Genomic DNA, 20,256 nt, shown 5'->3' with positions numbered 1-20,256 from the left:
TGAGATGCGCGCACCGGGGTCAATCGGCTAGCAAGGGCGCATGGCGGTGTTCGTCGCGCTCGGCGCGTTCCTGATGACCCTGGCCGGCGGCTGGGTCGCCCAACGCGTCACCGACCGCCGCCACCTGGTGCTCGGCTTCGCCGGCGGACTGATGCTCGGCGTGGTCGGACTGGACCTGCTGCCGGAAGCGATCGACGCCGCGGGCGAACCCGTCTTCGGTGTCCCCGCCGCCCTGCTGCTCTTCGTGGGCGGCTTCCTCGTCGCGCACATGGTGGAGCGTCTGCTCGCCGTACGCCAGGCGGCACACGGCGCGGGCGAGGAGCGGGTGCCACAGGTCGGACTCACGGCGGCGGCGGCGATGGTCGGCCACAGCCTGATGGACGGCGTCGCGCTCGGCGCGGCCTTCCAGGTGGGCGCCGGCATGGGAGCCGCCGTCGCCCTCGCCGTCATCACGCACGACTTCGCCGACGGCTTCAACACGTACACGATCACCAGCCTGTACGGGAACGCCCGCCGCAAGGCCCTGCTCATGCTGTTCGCGGACGCCCTGGCACCCCTCGTGGGCGCGGCGACGACGCTGCTGTTCACCCTTCCGGAGGAACCGCTCGGCTGCTACCTCGGCTTCTTCGGCGGCGCGCTGCTCTACCTCGCCGCCGCCGAGATCCTGCCCGAGGCACACCACGAACACCCGGCCCGCTCCACGCTGCTGTGCACGGTGGCCGGAGTGGGTTTCATCTGGCTGGTGGTGGGCATCGCGGACTGACCACCGGGCCGCACACGGGCGCCTCACAATTTCCCGCCCCGCCCGCCGTCGCGCGGCGCAGGCGCGATCAGCGTCGACAGATACGGCAACGGCCCCTCGGCCAGCTCCGCCGCCGGCCGGATCGACTCCTCGGGCAGCCCGAGCGCCGAACCCCACACCGCGTCCTCGGTACGTCCCGTCTCCCGCAGCGCCGTGGCCACCTCCGCCGCCAGCCGCCCGAACTTGTACGCCACGACCGTCCCGGGACCTTCCAGAGCCTCCTTCAGCACCGCGGCCCCCGCGGTCACCGGCACCAGCGTCAACGGCTCCGTGCCCTCCGTCAGCACAGCACCGCTGCGGGCGGCCAGATCCTGCATGGCCGTGATCCCCGGGACCGTCTCCACGGCCGTACCCGGCAGCAGGTCACCTATCGTGTGCGCGAGATACGTGAACGTCGAATACACATTGGGGTCTCCGATCGTCGCGAACGCCACCGAACCATGCGTACGCAGCAGTTCGGCGACCCGCTCACCCGCCGCGTCCCACGCCGCCTCCCGGCGCGCCCGGTCGGTCCGCTCATTGAGCGCGAACACCACCCGTACGACCTTGTCGGCCGCCACGTAATGCAGCACGGTCGCCTCGGCCCGCCCCCGCTCACCGGTGTCCATCACCGGCACGACGACGACCGCGGCGGCGCGCAGCGCGTTCACACCCTTGACGGTCACCAGCTCCGGGTCACCGGGCCCGACACCCACACCGACCAGCCTGCGCGTCACGTCACCGTGGTTCATCCCTTGCACCTCTCAACGAATCGGCGGGCCATGGCGGGCGACGAAGCCCCATGCGTATGCAGATAACTCGCGTGCACGCCCCGCTGCACGAACCCCTCCACGCGCCGCTCCGGCTGATGCAGGCCCCAGGCCGGTTCGGCCCCGGCGCCCGGCTCCAGCACGGTCCGGTGGAACTCGTGCCCGCGCACCCGCGTGCCGGGCGCCGCCAGCACGCTGTCGGAGACCGCCACGGCCTCCCGGTAGCCCAGCGTCAGCCGCTCGGACATCCGGGCCTCGGCATCGAGGACCCCGCACATCGGCAGCCCGTCGAGCGAACGCGCCAGATACAGCAGCCCCGCACACTCGGCGGCCACCGGAGCCCCGGACTCCACCAGCTCGACAACGGCCTTGCGCAACGGCTCGTTGGCGGACAGCTCCGACGCGTACACCTCCGGGAACCCGCCCCCGATGACCAGCCCCCGAGTCCCCTCGGGCAGCACCTCGTCCCGCAACGGATCGAACGGCACGACCTCGGCCCCTGCGGCGGCGAGCAGCTCGGTGTGCTCGGCATAGGAGAACGTGAACGCGGACCCGGACGCGACGGCGACCACCCCGGAGCCCAGGCCCGGCTTCCCCGCCCCGCCTGCGCCCACCGCCTCCACCGCGTCCCACGCCTCACCCGGCACCTCGGGCGCCGACCGCGCCAACGCCATCAGCGCTTCCAGATCGCACCCCGCCACCACCTGCTCCCGCATCGCCGCGACCGCGGCCACCGCGTCGCGCCGCCGCTCGGCCACCGGCACCAGCCCCAGATGCCGCGACGGCACAGCCACCTGCTCGGCCCGCCGCAACACCCCCAGCACCGGCACGCCCGACTCGTCCAGGGCCTCCCGCAGCAACGCCTCGTGCCGCTGCGAGCCGACCTTGTTCAGGATCACCCCACCGATCCGCACCCGCGGATCCCACGAGGCGAAGCCGTGCACCAGCGCGGCCACGGACCGCGACTGCGACGACGCGTCCACGACCAGCACCACGGGCGCCCGCAGCACCTTCGCGACCTGGGCGGTCGACGCCAGCTCACCGTGGCCCGACGCCCCGTCGTACAGCCCCATCACCCCCTCGACGACCGCCAGATCGCAGCCGCGCGCCCCGTGCGCGAACAGCGGAGCGACCAGTTCCGGACCGCACATGTACGCGTCGAGGTTGCGCCCAGGCCGCCCCGTGGCCAGCGTGTGGTAGCCGGGGTCGATGTAGTCGGGCCCGACCTTGTGCCCGGACACGGCGAGACCCCGGCCCGCGAAGGCCGCCATCAGCCCCGTGGCCACGGTGGTCTTGCCGCTGCCCGAGGAGGGCGCGGCGATCACCAGACGCGGAACGTTCACCGCGGGCCCCTCACCATTCGATGCCCCGCTGACCCTTCTGACCGGCGTCCATCGGGTGCTTGACCTTCGACATGTCGGTCACCAGGTCGGCGGCCTCCACCAGCTTCTCGGGCGCGTTGCGCCCGGTGATGACCACATGCTGCGTACCGGGACGGCTCCGCAGCACCTCGATCACCTCGTCGGTGTCGACCCAGCCCCAGTGCATCGGGTACGCGAACTCGTCGAGGACGTACAGCCGGTACGTCTCGGCGGCCAGGTCGCGCTTGACCTGCTCCCAGCCCTCGCGCGCCGCCTCCTCGTTGTTCAGCTGCTTGTCGCGCTGCACCCACGACCAGCCCTCGCCCATCTTGTGCCAGGCCACGGACCCGCCCTCGCCGCTCGCCCCGAGGACCTTGAGCGCGTTCTCCTCGCCGACCTTCCACTTCGCCGACTTGACGAACTGGAAGACCCCGATCGGCCACCCCTGATTCCAGGCGCGCAGCGTGAGCCCGAAGGCCGCCGTCGACTTCCCCTTACCGATGCCGGTGTGCACCACCAGCAGCGGGCGGTTGCGGCGCTGACGGGTGGTGAGCCCGTCGTCCGGCACGGTGGTCGGCTGTCCCTGCGGCATTACGCGGCCCTCCTGCTGGTTCCCTGAACGTCCTTGACGAGCCCGGCGATCGATTCGGCCCGCAGCTCGTCGAGCGTGACGGCGGTGCCGCCGAGATCCCGTGCGAGACCGGTCGCGAGCCCGAGCCGTACGGGCCCCGACTCGCAGTCCACGACGACGGACGCGATGCCCTGCGCCTCGTGCAGCCGCGCCGCCCGCGCCGCCAGCGCCACCGGCTCGGGCCCCCCGGTCGCCCGCCCGTCGGTCACCACGACCAGCAACGGCCGCCGCGACGGATCACGCAGCCGCTCCACCCGCAACACTTCGTGCGCCTTCAACAGCCCGGCCGCGACGGGCGTACGCCCACCGGTCGGCAGCATCTCCAGCCGCGCTGCCGCCGCGTCCACCGACGACGTCGGCGGCAGCACCACCTCGGCGTCCTTGCCCCGGAAGGTGACCAGCCCGACCTTGTCCCGCCGCTGATACGCGTCCAGCAGCAGAGAAAGGACCGCACCCTTCACCGCACTCATACGCTGCCGGGCAGCCATCGACCCGGACGCGTCCACCACGAAGAGAACGAGGTTTCCCTCGCGTCCCTCCCGGGTCGCCTGCCGCAGATCGTCCCGCCGGACCACCAGCCCCCGCCCCGACCGCCCCCGCGCCCGCTGATACGGGGCGGCGGCCTGCACGGTTGCCGCCAGATGCAGCTTGGTCAGGGCGCCCTGTGGACGCCGCGCACCGGTCGTACGTCCGTGCTCGGTACGCGCCCGGGACCGCCGCCCCGCCGCGCCCTCGCCCAGACCGGGCACGCTCAGCATCTTCGTACGGAACGGCTCACCGGCCCGTACGGGCTGCTGCTCACCGCCTCCGGACGACTGCCCCTGTCCCTGCTCCTTGCCCTGCTCGGGCACGGACTGCGCGGGCGTGTCGTCGGCCTCGCCCTCGGGCTGCGGCGGTGTGTCGGGCCCGTCGCCCTGCGGGGGCCGGCCGCCGCCACCGGGGCCGTCCGGGTCCGGATCGTCGTCCTCGCCGCTGTTCTGCTCCAGCGTGTCGTCGAGCTTGTCCTCGTCGAGCCCCGGCGCGTCGAACGGGTTGCGTCTGCGCCGGTGGGGGAGCGCGAGCAGGGCGGCCTGCCGTACATCCTCGGCGAGCACATCCGTACGTCCCGCCCAGGCCGCCAGGGCGGTGGCTGTCCGTGCCATCACGATGTCCGCACGCATCCCGTCGACCTCGAAGGCCGCGCAGGTGGCCGCGATCTGGCGCAACGCGCCGTCACCGAGCCGTACTTGGGGCAGCAGTGCACGCGCGGCCACGATCCGCGCGCGCAACGCGCCTTCCTCGTCGGCCCACTGGGTGGCGAAGGCGGCGGGATCATCGTCGTACGCGAGCCGACGCCGCACCACCTCGACCCGCAGATCGGTCTCACGGGAGGCGGCGACCTCGACGGTCAGCCCGAAACGGTCGAGGAGCTGAGGCCGCAGTTCCCCCTCTTCCGGGTTCATCGTCCCGACGAGCAGGAAGCGCGCGGCATGCCGTACGGAGACGCCCTCACGCTCCACGTACGACGCGCCCATGGCGGCCGCGTCCAGCAGCAGATCCACGAGGTGGTCGTGCAGGAGATTGACCTCGTCGACGTAGAGAATCCCGCGATGCGCGTCGGCGAGCAGCCCCGGCTCGAAGGCCTTCACGCCCTCGGCGAGTGCTCGCTCGATGTCGAGCGCCCCGACGAGCCGGTCCTCGGACGCGCCGACCGGAAGCTCCACCATTCGCGCATCCCGCGACACGCCGGTCCCGGCCTCGTGGGGGCCATCGGGACACGCCGGATCGGGCGACGCCGGGTCGCACGAGAACCGGCACCCGGCGACGACGGGAACCTCCGGCAGGAGCGCGGCCAGCGCACGCACGGCGGTGGACTTGGCGGTGCCCTTCTCGCCACGCACCAGCACCCCGCCGACGGCGGGTGAGACGGCGTTGAGCAGCAGCCCGAGCCGGAGATCGTCCTGCCCGACGATGGCGGTGAAGGGGTACGGCGTACTCACGATGTCTCCTTGGGGGTACGGCGAGGTGTCAGCCCCTCCGGCGTGAATTCCAGCCCCTGCGGCGTTTGAGGAGCGGGGGTCCGGGGGCGGAGCCCCCGATGGGCGGACATGGACGGACCGCTCACTCGTCCCCCTCCAGATCTCCCTCAAGTTCGAGGTACGTCGCGCGGAGCCGCTCCAGCGTCTCCGCGTCCGGCTCCGCCCACAGCCCCCGCTCGGCCGCCTCCAGCAACCGTTCCGAAATCCCGCGCAGCGCCCAGGGATTGGACTTCGTCATGAAGTCCCGGTTGGTCTCGTCGAACACGTACTCCGCCGACAACTTCTCGTACATCCAGTCGTCGACGACCCCTGCCGTCGCGTCGTACCCGAAGAGGTAGTCCACGGTCGCGGCCATCTCGAACGCGCCCTTGTAGCCATGCCGACGCATGGCCGCCATCCAGCGTGGGTTCACGACCCGCGCGCGGAAGACCCGGTGCGTCTCCTCGCCGAGTGTCCGCGTCTTCACCTGGTCGGGCGTGGCGCTGTCACCGACATACGCCTCGGGGCTCTCGCCAGTCAGATGCCGGACCATGGCCACCATGCCGCCGTGGTACTGGAAATAGTCGTCGGCATCGTGGATGTCGTGTTCCCTCGTATCCACGTTCTTCGCCGCCACCGCGATCCGCCGGAACGCCGTCTCCATGTCCCCGCGCGCCGCCCGCCCGTCGAGCCCGCGCCCGTACGCGTAACCGCCCCACACCGCGTACACCTCGGCCAGGTCCGCGTCCGACCGCCAGTTCCGCGCGTCGATCAGCGGCAGCAGCCCCGCACCGTACGCCCCCGGCTTCGACCCGAAGATGCGTGCCGTCGCTCGACGCCGGTCGCCGTGCTCTGCCGTGTCCTCGTCGGCGTGCGCTCGTACGTAGTTGGCGTCGGCCGGCTCGTCCAGCTCCGCCACCGCCCGTACCGCGTCGTCGATCAGCCCCACCACATGCGGGAACGCGTCCCGGAAGAACCCGGAGATCCGCACCGTCACATCGATGCGCGGCCGGCCCAGCTCGCTCACCGGCACGACCTCGAAGCCGGTCACCCGCCGCGACGCGTCGTCCCACACCGGACGGCAGCCGAGCAGCGCCAGGATCTCCGCGATGTCGTCGCCCTGCGTACGCATGGCGGAGGTGCCCCACACGGTCAGACCGACCGATTTCGGGTAGTCGCCCGTGTCGGCGAGGTACCGGGCGATCAGGGAGTCCGCGAGGGACTGGCCGACCTCCCACGACAGCCGGGACGGAATCGCCTTCGGGTCCACCGAGTAGAAGTTGCGCCCGGTCGGCAGCACGTTGACCAGACCGCGGGTGGGTGAGCCCGACGGACCCGCCGGTACGAAGCCGCCGTCCAGCGCCCGCAGAATGTGGTCGACCTCGTCCGTCGTCCGGGCCAGCCGCGGCACGACCTCCTCGCACGCGAAGCCCAACACGGCCACGGCGTCCGGGAGTTCGAAGCCGAGGACGTCCCGTACCAGCCCCGCAACGGCCGTGAGGTCCCAGCCGCGCTCCTCCATGCCCTCCGCGAGCCGGCGGCACAGCTGCTCCAGCAGATCGATCGCGTCCGCACCGGTGCGCGCCGGGCCGTCGACCAGTTCGGTCAGCTCGGCCGGCACCTTCACCGCGGCGCCCGGCTCGGCCAGCAACTCCTTCTCGCTGAGCCCGAAGTGCTCGGCGATCGACGCCCGCAGCCCCGGCAGCGCGTTCGCCGTGCCGCCCCACACCTGGGAGGCGCGCAGCACGGCCAGGACCAGGTTGACCCGCGCCTCGTCGATGGGACCGCCGCCGAGGATGTGCAGGCCGTCGCGGATCTGGACGTCCTTGATCTCGCAGAGGTAGCCGTCGATGTGCATGACGAACGAGTCGAAGTCGTCGTCGCCGGGCTGCTCGTCGACATGGAGGTCGTGGTGCAGCTCGGCGGCCTTCACCAGCGTCCAGATCTGCGCCCGCACCGCGGGAGCCTTCGTCGGGTCGAGATCGCTGACCAGCGCGTACTCGTCGAGCAGTTGCTCCAGTTTGGCCAGGTCGCCATAGGTGTCGGCACGCGCCATCGGCGGCACCAGATGGTCCACCACGGTGGCGTGCCCGCGCCGCTTGGCCTGGGTGCCCTCGCCCGGGTCGTTGACGATGAACGGGTAGATCAGCGGCAGTTCGCCGAGCACGGCGTCGGGGCCGCAGCCGGCGGACAGGCCGAGGCCCTTGCCCGGCAGCCACTCCATCGTGCCGTGCTTGCCCATGTGGACGACGGCGTCCGCGCCGAAGCCCCCCTCCGATGGTGCGGCCTCCAGCCAGCGGTACGTCGCCATGTAGTGGTGCGACGGCGGCATGTCCGGGTCGTGGTAGATCGCGATCGGGTTCTCGCCGAAGCCGCGCGGCGGCTGGATCAGCACCACCACGTTCCCGAACTGCAACGAGGCGAGGACGATGTCGTCCCCGTCCACGTACAGCGAGCCCGGCGGCTCGCCCCAGTGCTCCAGCATCGAGTCGCGCAGCTCCGGCTCCAGCTTCTCGAACCAGGCCCGGTAGTCGGCGAGCGGGACGCGCGCGGGGGCGGCGGCGAGCTGCTCCTCGGTCAGCCACTCGACGTCGTGGCCACCGGCGTTGATGAGACGGTGGATCAGCTCGTCGCCGTTGTCGGGGTGCCCGTCGACCCCGTAACCGGCATCGCGCAGGGCGTCCAGGACCCGCACCGCCGACGCGGGCGTGTCCAGGCCGACGGCGTTGCCGACGCGGGAGTGCTTGGTCGGGTAGGCGGTGAAGACGAGGGCCAGCTTCTTCTCGGCGTTCGACTTGTGCTTGAGGACGGCGTGGCGTACCGCGATTCCCGCGACGCGCGCGGCGCGTTCGGGGTCGGCGCGGTAGACGGGCACGTCGTCGGGACCCTGCTCCTTGAAGGAGAACGGCACGGTGATCAGCCGGCCGTCGAACTCCGGGATCGCGACCTGCATCGCGGCGTCCATGGGGGAGAGCGCCGCGTCCGAGGCGTCCCACGCGGCGCGCGACGAGGTCAGGCACAGGCCCTGGAGGACGGGGATGTTCAGCTCGGCGAGCGCGCCGATGTCCCAGGCCTCGTCGTCGCCCCCGGCGGAGGCGTCCGACGCGCGGGTGCCGCCCGCCGCGAGGACCGTGGCGACCAGGGCGTCCGCCCTGCCGAGCAGCTCGTAGAGACCGGCGTCCGCGCTGCGCAGCGAACCGCAGTACACGGGCAGGGCGTTGGCGCCGCGTGCCTCGACCGCGTCGCACAGGACGTCCACGAACGAGGTGTTCCCGGACAGCTGGTGTGCTCGGTAGAAGAGCACCCCGACGGTCGGGCGGCCCTCGATGAACGTACGCCCGCCGTGCAGGCCCCACTCGGGCATCTGCTGCGGCTCGGCGAAGCCGTGACCGGTCAGCAGGACGGTGTCGGACAGGAAGCGGGCCAGCTCCACGAGGTTTCCGGGGCCGCCCTCCACGAGGTAGCGCAGTGCCTCCGCGACCACACCGGCCGGTACGGACGACTCGGCCATCAGTTCCGCGTCCGGCACGGCCTCGCCGCCCAGCAGCACGGTCGGGATGCCGGACGCCTTGAGGACGGCCAGCCCGTCCTCCCAGGCGCGCTTGCCGCCGAGGAGGCGGACGACGGCGACGGAGGAGCCCTCGATCAGTGCGGGGAGTTCCTCGCGGGTGTCGATGCGGGTGGGGTTGCCGATCCGGTACGGCACGCCGGAGGCGCGGGCGGCGAGGAGGTCCGTGTCGGCGGTCGACAGCAACAGCACGGTGCTCATAGGGGAGTTCATGCGCGTGCTCCAGGTGCTCCGGGGGCGATGAAGGGAAGTCCGGACGGTGCGCCCGACTCGATGAGCCGCAGCAGCGCGTCGGTGTCCGCGTGTTCTTCGATGAGGTCGCCGAGGCGGTCGAGCTGTTCCTCGCGCAACGCGGCGAAGCAGGTGTCGGGGGCGGGGACGAAGCGCCGGCCGGCGGCCCGCGCGATCTCGGTCAGGTAGCGGCGGCGGAACGTGTCGCTCTCCAGCGAACCGTGCCAGTGCGTGCCCCACACGGCGCCGACCCGGCAGCCGTCCAGGAACGGCTCGCCGCCGCTCACGTCCGCGACGCCGTGGTGGATCTCGTACCCCTCGACCGGCGCGCCGAGCGCCTCGCCGACGGGGCGGGCGAGGGTCTTCTCGCGGTCGAAGCGGATGCGTACGGGCAGCAGGCCGAGGCCGTCGACGTGCCCCGCCCTCGACTCGACCTCGTCCTCGATGTGTTCGCCGAGGATCTGGAAGCCGCCGCAGATCCCGAGGACCGGCCGGCCCTCGGCGGCGCGCCGTGCCAGGGCGTCGGCGAGGCCGCGCTCGCGCAGCCAGGCCAGTGCCTTCACGGTGCCGCGGGTTCCCGGCACGATGACGAGGTCGGCGTCGGCCAGCTCCTCCGCGCGGTCCACGAACCGGACGACGACGCCCGGTTCGGCGGCCAGCGCGTCCACATCGGTGAAGTTCGACATCAGGGGTACGGCGCACACCGCGACGCGCAGCACGTCCTCGCCGTGCGGCGGCGCGACGACCGACTCGCGCACGGCCCCGCGCAGGGAGACCTGTAGCCCGTCCTCCTCGTCGATGCCGAGGCCGTGGGCGAAGGGCAGCACCCCGTACGTCTGCCGCCCGGTGATGTCGCGCAGCATCTCCAGGCCCGGCTCCAGCAGCGAGACGTCGCCGCGGAACTTGTTGACGAGGTAGCCGGCGATCAGCGACTGGTCCTCGCCGTCGAGCAGCGCCGTCGTGCCGAAGAACGAGGCGAAGACGCCGCCGCGGTCGATGTCGCCGACGACCACCACCGGGAAGCGCGCCGCCCGTGCGATGCCCATGTTCACGATGTCCGTGCGCCGCAGATTGATCTCGGCCGGACTGCCCGCCCCCTCGCAGATCACCGCGTCATACGTGCCCCGAAGCTGCTCCAGACAGTCCACGACCGTGGAGAGAAGCGCTTCCTGCCGGCCCCCGTGGTAGCCGCGCGCACTCATCTCGCCCACGGCTCTGCCCATCAGGACGACCTGGCTGGAGCGGTCGCCGCCGGGCTTGAGCAGGACCGGGTTCATCAGCGCGGTCGGCTCGACCCGGGCGGCCTGGGCCTGCATGGCCTGGGCGCGGCCGATCTCGGCGCCCTCGCGGGTGACGAACGAGTTCAGCGACATGTTCTGCGCCTTGAAAGGCGCCACCTTCACGCCCCGGCGTACGAGCCAGCGGCAGATGCCCGCGGTGACGACGCTCTTGCCCGCGTCCGAGGTGGTTCCGGCGACCAGCAGTCCGCCGCTCATGTCCGTCTCCGTTCTGCGATCGAACGTGCTGCCATCGAAATTCCAGCGATCGAGGTCACAGCGATCCAGGTCACAGCGATCGACGTCACTGCGACCGGAGTCCCCGCGGCCGAGCGTTCTGTCATCGGGCGTTCCGCGATCCGCCGTGCGGCGAGGGCTACTCCCAACCGGCCCGTCACGCACACGCCGAGGGCCAGCGCGCTCACCCGGCGCGACAGCCGCACCGCGCGTTCGATGTCCTGGGTCTCCACCGCCCGGCCCGTCTCCCCGTTGAGGACGGGGCGGTGCTCGACGCGGCCGCCGTACGCGAGCGTCCCGCCGAGCCGCACGCCGAGCGCACCCGCGAACGAGGCTTCCACCGGGCCCGCGTTGGGGCTCGGGTGCTTGGCCGCGTCGGCCCGCCACGCCCGTACCGCTTCACGTGGCCGCCGCCCGGAGGCCACGGCGAGCAGGGCGGTGAGCCGGGCGCCGGGCCAGCCCGCGAGGTCGTCGAGGCGCGCCGAGGCCCAGCCGTAGCGACGGTGGCGGGGCGACTTGTGGCCGACCATGGCGTCGAGCGTGTTCGCGGCCCGGAAGCCTACGAGCCCGGGGACACCGGCCAGCGCACCCCACACCAGGGCGCCGACCACGGCGTCCGAGGTGTTTTCGGCCACGGACTCCACCACGGCGCGGGCGATCTGCGGCCCGTCGAGGGAGTGCGGATCGCGCCCGCACAGATGCGGCAGCCGCTCGCGGGCGCGATCGAGGTCACCGGCGGCCAGGGCGTCACCGATGGTCCGGGCCTCACGCCCCAGGGAGGTACCGCCGACGACGGACCAGGTGGCGGCCGCGGTCAACGCGACGGAGGCGGCGGGGTGGTCGCGTACGGCACGGGCGAGCAGCGCGGCACCACCCGCGGCGCCTCCGGCGCAGACGAGGGTGTGCAGCGCGCCCCACCCGCGGTGGTCGCGCCACAGCCGGCGCTCGACGCCCGCCGCGGCCCGCCCGAAGGCGGCGACCGGATGCCCCCTGCGGGGGTCACCGAGCAGCAGATCGCCGATCAGGCCGGCTGTGGCGCCGTACGCGAAGACGCGGTCGGCACGCACGGCTCAGCCGGCCGTTACGCCTCGAAGGAGCTTCGTACAGGCGGCTCTCGGTGAGAGCGCCACAGCAACGGACGCACGGCAGCCAGGCATGGCGATATGTCCTCACTCAGGGTCCGCGCCCTGGTTCGACGTGACCGGCGACGAGAGTCTCCTGGCTCCCGGATCCGCAGTTCCCCCGGCCTTCCAGCCCGCTCGCGCGTGCCGTGACTTCCGGTGTGGGGGACTGCTCCCCGGTGACAGTGGCGGGACCGCGCCGGATTCGCACCGGCTTCCTCTGCTGTCGCCGTAATTGGCTCCGGCAGTCCACCACGCTCCGCGAACGTCCGTCAACTTGCCGTTGACCTGCGACGGCGCAGTGTGCTGAGGCCCACACCGGGCCGGGCGCAGCACTTCGGGCCGGACACACGAGGTGTGTCCGGCCCGAAGAGGGAGTGCGCGGGGCGGGGCTCAGGCGACGATCAGATAGATCCCGTACGCGACCGCCGCCGCGCACAGCGCGAAGCAGACGTACGCGCCGGCGCGGGCCAGCAGCAGCGAGCCGCCGGAGCCGCCCTGCGTGGCCGGTTCGGGCTGCTTGGAGAGGCCGACGATGCCCAGGGTGAAGAGGCCGACCAGTGCGACGGTGGCGACGAGGGAGACGCCGAAGACGGTGCCGAGGGCTGCCCAGTCGATTTTCATGCGGAATCCTTTGGACGGCGGGCCTGGACGCGGGCCCGGACGGCGGGCCCGGACGGACCGGCCTGGAAGGTCGGCCTAGACGGTGGCGGGTTGCGCCGGGTCCGGGGTGGTTCCGGCCGGGGCCGGAATGGTGGTCTTGAGGTCCTGTGCCGCTGCCTGGGCCGCGGTGAGCGGGGGGCAGACGGCGGCGATGGCCGTGGTGACGACGCCCGCGGGCTCGGCGACGCCGTTCGCCGGTGCGACATCGCCGTGGCCGACCGGCTTGCGGCGCGACAGCAGCCAGATCGCCCCGGAGCCCGCGACCAGCAGCGTCGCGACGACCACGACACCCCAGGTGCCCTGCTTGGTGAGGAATTCCGCGCCCGCGCCGACCAGGCCCGCGGCCGGCAGGGTCAGACCCCAGGCGACGAACATCCGGGTGGCGGTGGACCAGCGGACCACGCCGCCCTGGCGGCCGAGGCCCGCGCCCATCACGGCGCCGGAGCAGGACTGGGTGGTGGAGAGGGAGAAGCCGAGGTGGGAGGAGGCCAGGATGACCGTGGCCGCACTGGTCTGGGCGGCGAAGCCCTGCGGCGGTTTGAGGTCGGTGAGGCCGCTGCCCATGGTGCGGATGATGCGCCAGCCGCCCAGGTAGGTGCCGAGCGCGATGGCCAGACCGGCGGAGACGATCACCCAGACCGGCGGGTTGGAACCGGGGTGCAGGACGCCACCGGTGACCAGCGCCAGGGTGATGATGCCCATGGTCTTCTGCGCGTCGTTGGTGCCGTGGGCGAGGGAGACGAGTCCGGCCGAGGCGATCTGACCCGCGCGGTAGCCCTTGGCGGTGGCCTTCTCCTGGGCGTCGTTACGGATCTTCCCGCCGATCCGGTACGTCAGTCTGGTGGCCAGCAGCGCGGCCAGACCGGCGACGATCGGGGCGGCGACCGCGGGGAGCAGCACCTTGGTGACGACGGTGCCGCCGTTGACCGACGACCAGCCCGCCGACATCACCGCCGCGCCGATCAGTCCGCCGAACAGGGCGTGCGAGGAGCTGGACGGCAGCCCGACCAGCCAGGTCAGAAGATTCCACAGGATGGCGCCGACGAGTGCCGCGAAGATGACTTCTGTCCGCAGCCCGTTCTCGTTGACGATCCCGCCGGAGATCGTCTTGGCGACCTCCACGGACAGGAACGCGCCGACGAGGTTGAGAGCGGCGGACATGGCCACCGCTGTCTTCGGTCTGAGTGCGCCGGTCGAGATGGTCGTCGCCATCGCGTTGGCGGTGTCATGGAAACCGTTCGTGAAATCGAACACTAGAGCTGTCACGATCACAATCGCGAGGAGCAGCGTGATGTGTTCCATTTACCCAGGCAATCGTTCGACGTCATTGGCACGTGGACCGTAGGCAACCTGGGTGAACGGAAGATGAACTGGACAGGGCGTCACGGTGACTCCAAACGGAGTCGGGTCGCTCAGTTTGTTCTCCGCTCGTCCTCCGCGGGCGGCACGAGTCGAGCGCAGGGCTCCGTGAGGCCCGTTTCGCCCCTCGTCACCCCTATTTGCGAACGTTTCCGATTTGTGATGGTGGCGGCTTCGGTCGAGCCGACCGCTTGTCCGTTCGCTCATAGAGCTGACCCGGGCCTCCGCGGCTGACAGGATCTCGGTATGAGCGATCAGCAGCGGGACGCGATCGAACAGGCATGGGAGGGCGTCGTCGCCACCGCCCGCCGGACGGCGGCGGACGGCCTCGTCGTCGGCACGTCGGGCAACGTGTCGGCCCGGGTCGGCGGGACGGTCCTGGTCACGCCGAGCGGCGTGCCGTACGACCGGCTCGGCCCCGAGGACGTCGTCGGCGTCGATCTGGCAGGCAACCGGATCATCGGCGAACTGGCCCCGACCAGCGAACTCCCGCTTCATCTCGCGGTCTACCGGAACAGTGACGCGGCCGCCGTCGTGCACACCCACGCGGTGCACGCCACGGCCGTCTCCACCCTGGTCCACGAGGTCCCCCCGGTCCACTACGCCGCCGCCATGCTCGGCGGCCCCGTCCGGGTCGCGGCCTACGCGCGCTACGGGACCGCGGAACTGGCCGAGAACATGCTCACCGCCCTGCGGGACCGTACGGGCTGCCTGCTCCAGAACCACGGAACCCTCACTTATGGAGCCGGCCTGGACGAGGCGTACGACAGGACCGCCCAGCTGGAATGGCTCTGCCGGCTCTGGCTCACCGCGAGCTCCGTACCCGGACACACTCCGAGCCTGCTCTCCCCGGCCCAGCTGCGCGACGTACAGGAAGCCCTGAAGGGATACGGACAACCGGGCTGACCCGCTCCGGGCGGTCCCACCTCCTTCCGGGATACCCCCTTCCGGGATACCCCGTTCCGAGATCACCTCTTCCGAGATCACCCCGTTCCGGGATCACCCCGTTCCGGGATCACCTCTGCCGGGACACCGGACGGCCCCCGTCCGCTGGCAGGGTGCGGCACACCCCCCGACACTGGAACCGTGCGCCCGGCAACAGTCACGGCAGCAGCCGTCACCACGATCCTCGGCGTCGGTGCGGCAGCTGTCGCGGCCGGCCGGTACGCCAGCGACGCCGCGCTCAGGGCGCCGTCCGGACGACCGCTCCCCGCCGACCGCAGGCTCACCGTGCACGCCACGGCGGCCGGGCAGATCACCCTGACCCGCTCCTTCGCCGCGCTGCGGCCCGGCAGGTACGGACTGGTGGGCGACGACGTCCACGCGGTCGTCGGCCCGGTGATCGAACACGCCCATCACGCCCCCGACACCGTCGTCCGCCGACTGGAGCGGGTCGACCGCGGCAACCTGGAACCCGGCGCCAAGGTCCGGATCACCCCGCAGTTGCACAGCGGCGACCCCTCCTCGGCCCTCGGCCTCGACCACAGCGAAGTCGAGATCCCCGGCGAACTGGGCGCACTGCCCGCCTGGTTCCTGCCCGGCGCCCGCGACACCTGGGTCATCACCGTGCACGGACTCGGTACGACCAGGGAACACCCCATGAACATCATGGAGTTCCTGCACGACCTGCGCCTGCCCGTCCTCGACCTGGCCTACCGCGGCGACGCCGGAGCCCCGCGTTCCCCCGACGGCCTAGCCCACCTCGGCGAATCCGAATGGCGCGACCTGGACGCGGCCGTCCGCTTCGCCGTGCGGTACGGAGCCGACAAGGTCGTCCTGCACGGCTGGTCCACCGGCGCCTCGATGGCGCTGCACGCGGCCGTCAACTCCGCGCTGCGCGACCGGATCCGCGGTCTCGTCCTCGACTCCCCGGTCCTGGACTGGGTCACCACACTGCGCGCCCTGGCCGTCGCCCACGGCGTCCCGACCGCGCTGCTGCCGCTCGCGGTCCGCGCCGCCCAGGGACAGACCGGGCTGCGCGGCGCCCGGCTCCTGGACGGCTCCCTCGCGTCGGAGCTGCGCGTCCCGGCCCTGATCTTCCACGGCCCGGACGACACCCTGGCCCCCTGGCAGCCGTCCCGCGATCTCGCCGCCCGCCGCCCGGACCTGGTCGCCCTGCACGCCGTTCCACAGGCTCCGCATGCGGCGATGTGGAATGCCGATCCGGTCCACTACGAAGAGGCCCTGCGCCGCTTCCTCACGCCTCTGATGTGACCTGATGAGGGGGATCGGCCGATTGGTGCCGGACCCCGCCGGGCACCCCCTCCACCGGGAATTCGGGTTCCGTTTGGGCTTTCGGGCCGTCAGAGGCAAGACTGCTCCCCGTGACGTCCCGTACTCCGCGCGACTCCAGGCTGCGACTTGTCCGCCCCCGACCCATCGCCACTGCTCGCAAGGCGGTGACCACCCGCCGCACCAGGCCGGCGCCCCGCCCCCCGGAGGGCACCCCGCCCCGGGCGGAACTGGCCCGCCAGGCCAGGACGGTCCTCGCCGACGCCGTACGGATCGCCCACTGGGCAGCCGACGGCGCGTTCCCCGGCGCACCGCCACCGGCCGCCCGGGCTCTCGAACGGGCCGCGACGGCCCTGGAGTTGTCCCCGGCCCAGGTGCGCTCCGGCTGGGACCGGGCCCGCCTGGCCGGTCTCGTCGAACTGCACGGCGGCACCGCGCGCCCCGGCTGGCGGCTGCGCGCCTGGGACCGCGACGACTCCGCCGTGCTCCGCGGCTGGGTGGCGCTCTTCGACGCCTGGTCGCTCGTCCACCCCGCACCCGAGGGCATCGAGTCCACCGCGGTCGCCGAGGCCGTCGAGGCCGTGCCCCAGGTGCTCTCCCTCCTCCAGCTCTCGGCCGGCCCGGTCACCCTGCCCGCCCTCCTGGACCTGCTCGGCCAGCGCGTCGCCGAACTCCACGAGGAGCGCTGCGAGGTGCCGTACGGACCGCGGCCGCTGACCGCACCGGCCGAACCCGCCCCCGCCGCACACCCCGCCGCCCTGGTCGCCCTGCTCCTCGACTGGGCCCTGGAGGGACTGGCCGCCGTCGGCGCGCTCACGCTCGGCGCCGGACACGTCACCCTCACCCCGCTCGGCAATTGGGCGGTCTGGGTCAAGCTGGAGCAGATCTGCGTCGCGGCCCAGAGCCCCGCCGGGAACATCGAGCAGTCCGCCGCAGACATGCTGCTCGGCTGCGCCCGGCTCACCCCCGGCCCGGCCCGGGACGAATACCGCGCCTGGCTGGCCGCCCGCCCCGTCGGCAGCGCCGTCGCCGAACTCCTCGCCGTGGCCCGCGGCGAGGACGCACTGCTGCGCGGCCTCGCCTTCGAAGCCCTCCGGGTCGTCGGCGCCCCGGCGGAACCCGAGGTGCGCTCCGTCGCCGCCGACCCTTCGCTGCGCCCCTACGCGCTGCTCTGGCTGGCCGAGTACGACGGAACCGACCCCGAGGACGTCCAGGACGTCCTCAGCCGGGAGGAGGCCACCTGGCTCTGGGTCGACACCGCGGCGGCCGTCGCCGACCACGGCGAGACCGGACTGCTGGTCCGCCACCTCGACTCGGCCGTCCAAGGCACGGTGCCGGCGCTGCTGGACGAGGTACGGGCCGTCGGCCACCCGCGCACCGTGCAGGTCCTGGTGGCCCTGGCCGCCGCGCACCCGGACCCCGCACTGGCCAAAGCGGTGCGCCGGGCCGCGTTCCAGGTGCACACGGGCGGCGCGTAGCCCGTACGACCACGCCGGACGGGCCCGCCCCGAGCCCGTCCGGCCACGCGTGCGCCGCTGAGCCCGTCACTCAGGCAGTCGGTCCGCCCGGCCGTCAGCCCGCCGACCCCGGTGCGTACGTCCCGAAGGTCCACACATTGCCCTCCCCGTCCCGGGCCATGAAGTCGCGCGAGCCGTAGTCCTGGTCCGTGGGCGGCATCAGGATCTCCACCCCGTGCTCCACGGCCCGTGCGTGGTGCGCGTCGACCTCGTCCACCACGACGTAGACACCGGCGGGGCCCGCCCCCTGCATCGCCTTGGCGAAGGCGCCCTCGCGGCCCTTGGAACCGAGCATCACTCTGCCGTTGCCGCAGGACAGTTCCGCATGGAGAACCTGGCCGGCCGCGCCCTCGTAGACCGCTTCCTCCTTGAAGCCGAGGCCCTCCGTCAGCGTCTTGATCGCGGCCTTCGCGTCGTCGTACAGAATCGTCGGATAGATCGTCGGAACGCCGGCCGGTGCGCCTGCCATGACGCTCACCCCTTCTCGTGCTCCCGTGACCCGTTTCTGCGATCTCTGTGATCTGCGTCTCAGTCTTCCACCCGCCGCCGACGACGGCCCGATTCGGCCCGGCCCGCCACGGAGCGGCGGCGCCCGGCGAGGGCGGGACAAGTGCCGTGGGCGCATGCGGAAAAGCAGTTGCACACCGCCAGTAGAATGACCCCTATGGCAATTCTCCTTGTGCATGAGTAACGGCGTCGAGTCGAACTCTTAGTCGTCCCGTCCGCAGTCCACCCGCCCTGGAGTTTTACCGTGATCACCGCTTCCGGCATCGAGTTGCGCGCCGGCGCCCGCATCCTCATCGAGTCCGCCTCCTTCCGTATCGCCAAGGGCGACCGCATCGGCCTCGTCGGCCGCAACGGAGCGGGTAAGACCACCCTCACCAAGTGCCTCGCCGGCGAGGGCAACCCCGTCGGCGGCACCATCACCCGCGCCGGCGAGGTCGGCTACCTCCCGCAGGACCCGCGCACCGGCGACCTCGACGTACTCGCCCGCGACCGGATCCTCTCCGCCCGCGGTCTCGACGAGATCCTGCGCAAGATGCGGGAGAACGAGGAGCGGATGGCGAACGGCAAGGGCGCCACCCGCGAGAAGGCGATGAAGAAGTACGAGCGCCTGGAGACGGAGTTCCTCACCAAGGGCGGATACGCCGCCGAGGCCGAGGCCGCCACCATCGCCGCCGCGCTCAGCCTGCCCGACCGGGTGCTCGGACAGCCGCTCCATACGCTCTCGGGCGGTCAGCGCCGCCGCGTCGAGCTGGCCCGGATCCTGTTCTCGGACGCCGACATTCTGCTGCTCGACGAGCCGACGAACCACCTCGACGCCGACTCGATCGTCTGGCTGCGCGACTACCTCAAGACCTACCGCGGCGGCTTCATCGTGATCTCCCACGATGCCGAGCTCGTCGAGACGGTCGTCAACAAGGTCTTCTACCTCGACGCCAACCGCTCGCAGATCGACATCTACAACATGGGCTGGAAGCTCTATCAGCAGCAGCGCGAGGCCGACGAGAAGCGCCGCAAGCGCGAGCGGCAGAACGCCGAGAAGAAGGCCGCGGCCCTCAACTCGCAGGCGGACAAGATGCGCGCCAAGGCCACCAAGACCGTCGCCGCGCAGAACATGGCCAAGCGCGCCGAGCGGCTGCTCTCCGGTCTGGAGGCCGTCCGGGTCTCCGACAAGGTCGCCAAGCTCCGCTTCCCCGAGCCGGCGCCGTGCGGCAAGACTCCCCTGATGGCGGAGGGACTGTCCAAGTCGTACGGCTCCCTCGAAATCTTCACCGATGTGGACCTCGCCATCGACAAGGGCTCCCGGGTCGTCATCCTTGGCCTCAACGGCGCGGGCAAGACCACCCTGCTGCGGCTCCTCGGCGGCGCCGAGAAGCCCGACACCGGCGAGGTCATCGAGGGCCACGGACTCAAGCTCGGCTACTACGCCCAGGAGCACGAGACCCTCGACCCGGACCGCACCGTCCTGGAGAACATGCGCTCCGCGGCGCCCGACCTCGATCTCGTCGAGGTCCGCAAGACGCTGGGTTCGTTCCTCTTCTCCGGCGACGACGTCGACAAGCCCGCCGGAGTGCTCTCCGGCGGCGAGAAGACCCGTCTCGCGCTCGCGACCCTCGTGGTCTCCTCCGCCAATGTGCTGCTCCTGGACGAGCCGACGAACAACCTCGACCCGGCGAGCCGCGAGGAGATCCTCGGCGCGCTGCGCACGTACAAGGGTGCCGTCGTCCTCGTCACCCACGACGAGGGAGCGGTCGAGGCCCTCCAGCCGGAGCGCATCATCCTGCTGCCCGACGGTGTCGAGGACCTGTGGGGCGCGGACTACCGGGACCTGGTCGCGCTGGCCTGATCCCGGCCCGGTCACCTCTGATCCACTCCGTATGGATCATTCGGCCCATGCGTGATCCGTCATCTGCGTGAGTACGTCTCGTACCTCGGCGCGGCGCCCGGCAGATACCTGCCGGGCGCACCCATGCGGGGCCGCATTCCCCGTGTGGCCCTGACCTGGCG

Annotated in this window: 15 protein-coding genes and 1 riboswitch; of the genes, 5 read left to right on the top strand and 10 right to left on the bottom strand. The window is 72.1% G+C overall.

What is annotated here, in order from left to right:
• Positions 1 to 40: 40 nt before the first annotated feature.
• Entirely contained in the window at positions 41 to 763 is a 723-nt protein-coding gene (locus tag OG936_RS06790) for a ZIP family metal transporter (RefSeq protein WP_406493226.1), read from the top strand.
• A 23-nt stretch (positions 764 to 786) separates the two neighbouring features.
• Here OG936_RS06790 and cobI read toward each other — a convergent pair whose 3' ends face one another.
• From cobI to OG936_RS06745, 9 genes are all read right to left on the bottom strand, one after another.
• Positions 787 to 1,533, bottom strand: a complete 747-nt coding sequence (gene cobI / locus OG936_RS06785; protein WP_406493224.1) for a precorrin-2 C(20)-methyltransferase — start codon at positions 1,531 to 1,533, stop codon at positions 787 to 789.
• Positions 1,530 to 2,894, bottom strand: coding sequence for a cobyrinate a,c-diamide synthase (locus OG936_RS06780; RefSeq protein WP_406493223.1), 1,365 nt, complete (start codon positions 2,892 to 2,894; stop codon positions 1,530 to 1,532). Before OG936_RS06780 ends, cobI begins: the two co-directional genes overlap by 4 nt.
• A gap of 10 nt (positions 2,895 to 2,904) precedes the next feature.
• Positions 2,905 to 3,504 carry a cob(I)yrinic acid a,c-diamide adenosyltransferase gene (gene cobO / locus OG936_RS06775; protein ID WP_406493221.1) on the bottom strand — a complete coding sequence of 200 codons (600 nt, stop codon included), beginning with the start codon at positions 3,502 to 3,504 and terminating at the stop codon, positions 2,905 to 2,907.
• Positions 3,504 to 5,522 carry a putative cobaltochelatase gene (locus OG936_RS06770; protein WP_406493219.1) on the bottom strand — a complete coding sequence of 673 codons (2,019 nt, stop codon included), beginning with the start codon at positions 5,520 to 5,522 and terminating at the stop codon, positions 3,504 to 3,506. The genes cobO and OG936_RS06770 overlap by 1 nt, the downstream gene beginning before the upstream one ends.
• Before the next feature lie 121 nt (positions 5,523 to 5,643).
• Positions 5,644 to 9,309, bottom strand: coding sequence for a cobaltochelatase subunit CobN (gene cobN, locus OG936_RS06765; RefSeq protein ID WP_406500338.1), 3,666 nt, complete (start codon positions 9,307 to 9,309; stop codon positions 5,644 to 5,646).
• An 8-nt stretch (positions 9,310 to 9,317) separates the two neighbouring features.
• Positions 9,318 to 10,835 (bottom strand): cobyric acid synthase, encoded by a 1,518-nt coding sequence (locus tag OG936_RS06760; protein WP_406493217.1) that lies wholly within the window; start codon positions 10,833 to 10,835, stop codon positions 9,318 to 9,320.
• Positions 10,832 to 11,920 carry a cobalamin biosynthesis protein gene (locus OG936_RS06755; RefSeq protein WP_406493216.1) on the bottom strand — a complete coding sequence of 363 codons (1,089 nt, stop codon included), beginning with the start codon at positions 11,918 to 11,920 and terminating at the stop codon, positions 10,832 to 10,834. The genes OG936_RS06760 and OG936_RS06755 overlap by 4 nt, the downstream gene beginning before the upstream one ends.
• Before the next feature lie 144 nt (positions 11,921 to 12,064).
• A riboswitch (cobalamin riboswitch) is annotated at positions 12,065 to 12,196 on the bottom strand.
• 171 nt (positions 12,197 to 12,367) lie between these two features.
• On the bottom strand, positions 12,368 to 12,598 hold the full coding sequence (locus OG936_RS06750; protein WP_266745434.1) for a hypothetical protein: 231 nt from the start codon (positions 12,596 to 12,598) through the stop codon (positions 12,368 to 12,370).
• A gap of 75 nt (positions 12,599 to 12,673) precedes the next feature.
• A complete protein-coding gene (locus OG936_RS06745) occupies positions 12,674 to 13,939 on the bottom strand; it encodes an anion permease (protein ID WP_406493214.1) in 1,266 nt (421 codons plus the stop codon).
• A gap of 303 nt (positions 13,940 to 14,242) precedes the next feature.
• Between OG936_RS06745 and OG936_RS06740 the strand changes: the two genes are divergently transcribed.
• From OG936_RS06740 to OG936_RS06730, 3 genes are all read left to right on the top strand, one after another.
• Complete coding sequence (locus OG936_RS06740; protein WP_406493212.1) at positions 14,243 to 14,902, top strand: class II aldolase/adducin family protein; 660 nt, start codon at positions 14,243 to 14,245, stop codon at positions 14,900 to 14,902.
• A 180-nt stretch (positions 14,903 to 15,082) separates the two neighbouring features.
• Positions 15,083 to 16,210 (top strand): alpha/beta hydrolase, encoded by a 1,128-nt coding sequence (locus OG936_RS06735; RefSeq protein ID WP_406493210.1) that lies wholly within the window; start codon positions 15,083 to 15,085, stop codon positions 16,208 to 16,210.
• Between the two features lie 185 nt (positions 16,211 to 16,395).
• Entirely contained in the window at positions 16,396 to 17,706 is a 1,311-nt protein-coding gene (locus OG936_RS06730; RefSeq protein WP_406500337.1) for a hypothetical protein, read from the top strand.
• 94 nt (positions 17,707 to 17,800) lie between these two features.
• Here the strand turns inward: OG936_RS06730 and OG936_RS06725 are convergent, their stop codons facing one another.
• Entirely contained in the window at positions 17,801 to 18,214 is a 414-nt protein-coding gene (locus OG936_RS06725; protein ID WP_266745430.1) for a VOC family protein, read from the bottom strand.
• Positions 18,215 to 18,496: 282 nt separating this feature from the next.
• Between OG936_RS06725 and OG936_RS06720 the strand changes: the two genes are divergently transcribed.
• The gene (locus tag OG936_RS06720) at positions 18,497 to 20,095 is read left to right on the top strand and encodes an ABC-F family ATP-binding cassette domain-containing protein (RefSeq protein ID WP_406493208.1); all 1,599 of its coding nucleotides are present in this window, start codon (positions 18,497 to 18,499) and stop codon (positions 20,093 to 20,095) included.
• The last annotated feature ends 161 nt before the right edge of the window (positions 20,096 to 20,256 follow it).

Origin of the sequence: Streptomyces sp. NBC_00846 (assembly GCF_045207325.1) — a bacterium.
Lineage (GTDB): Bacteria > Actinomycetota > Actinomycetes > Streptomycetales > Streptomycetaceae > Streptomyces.
This window is presented reverse-complemented; position numbering and strand designations above follow the sequence as displayed.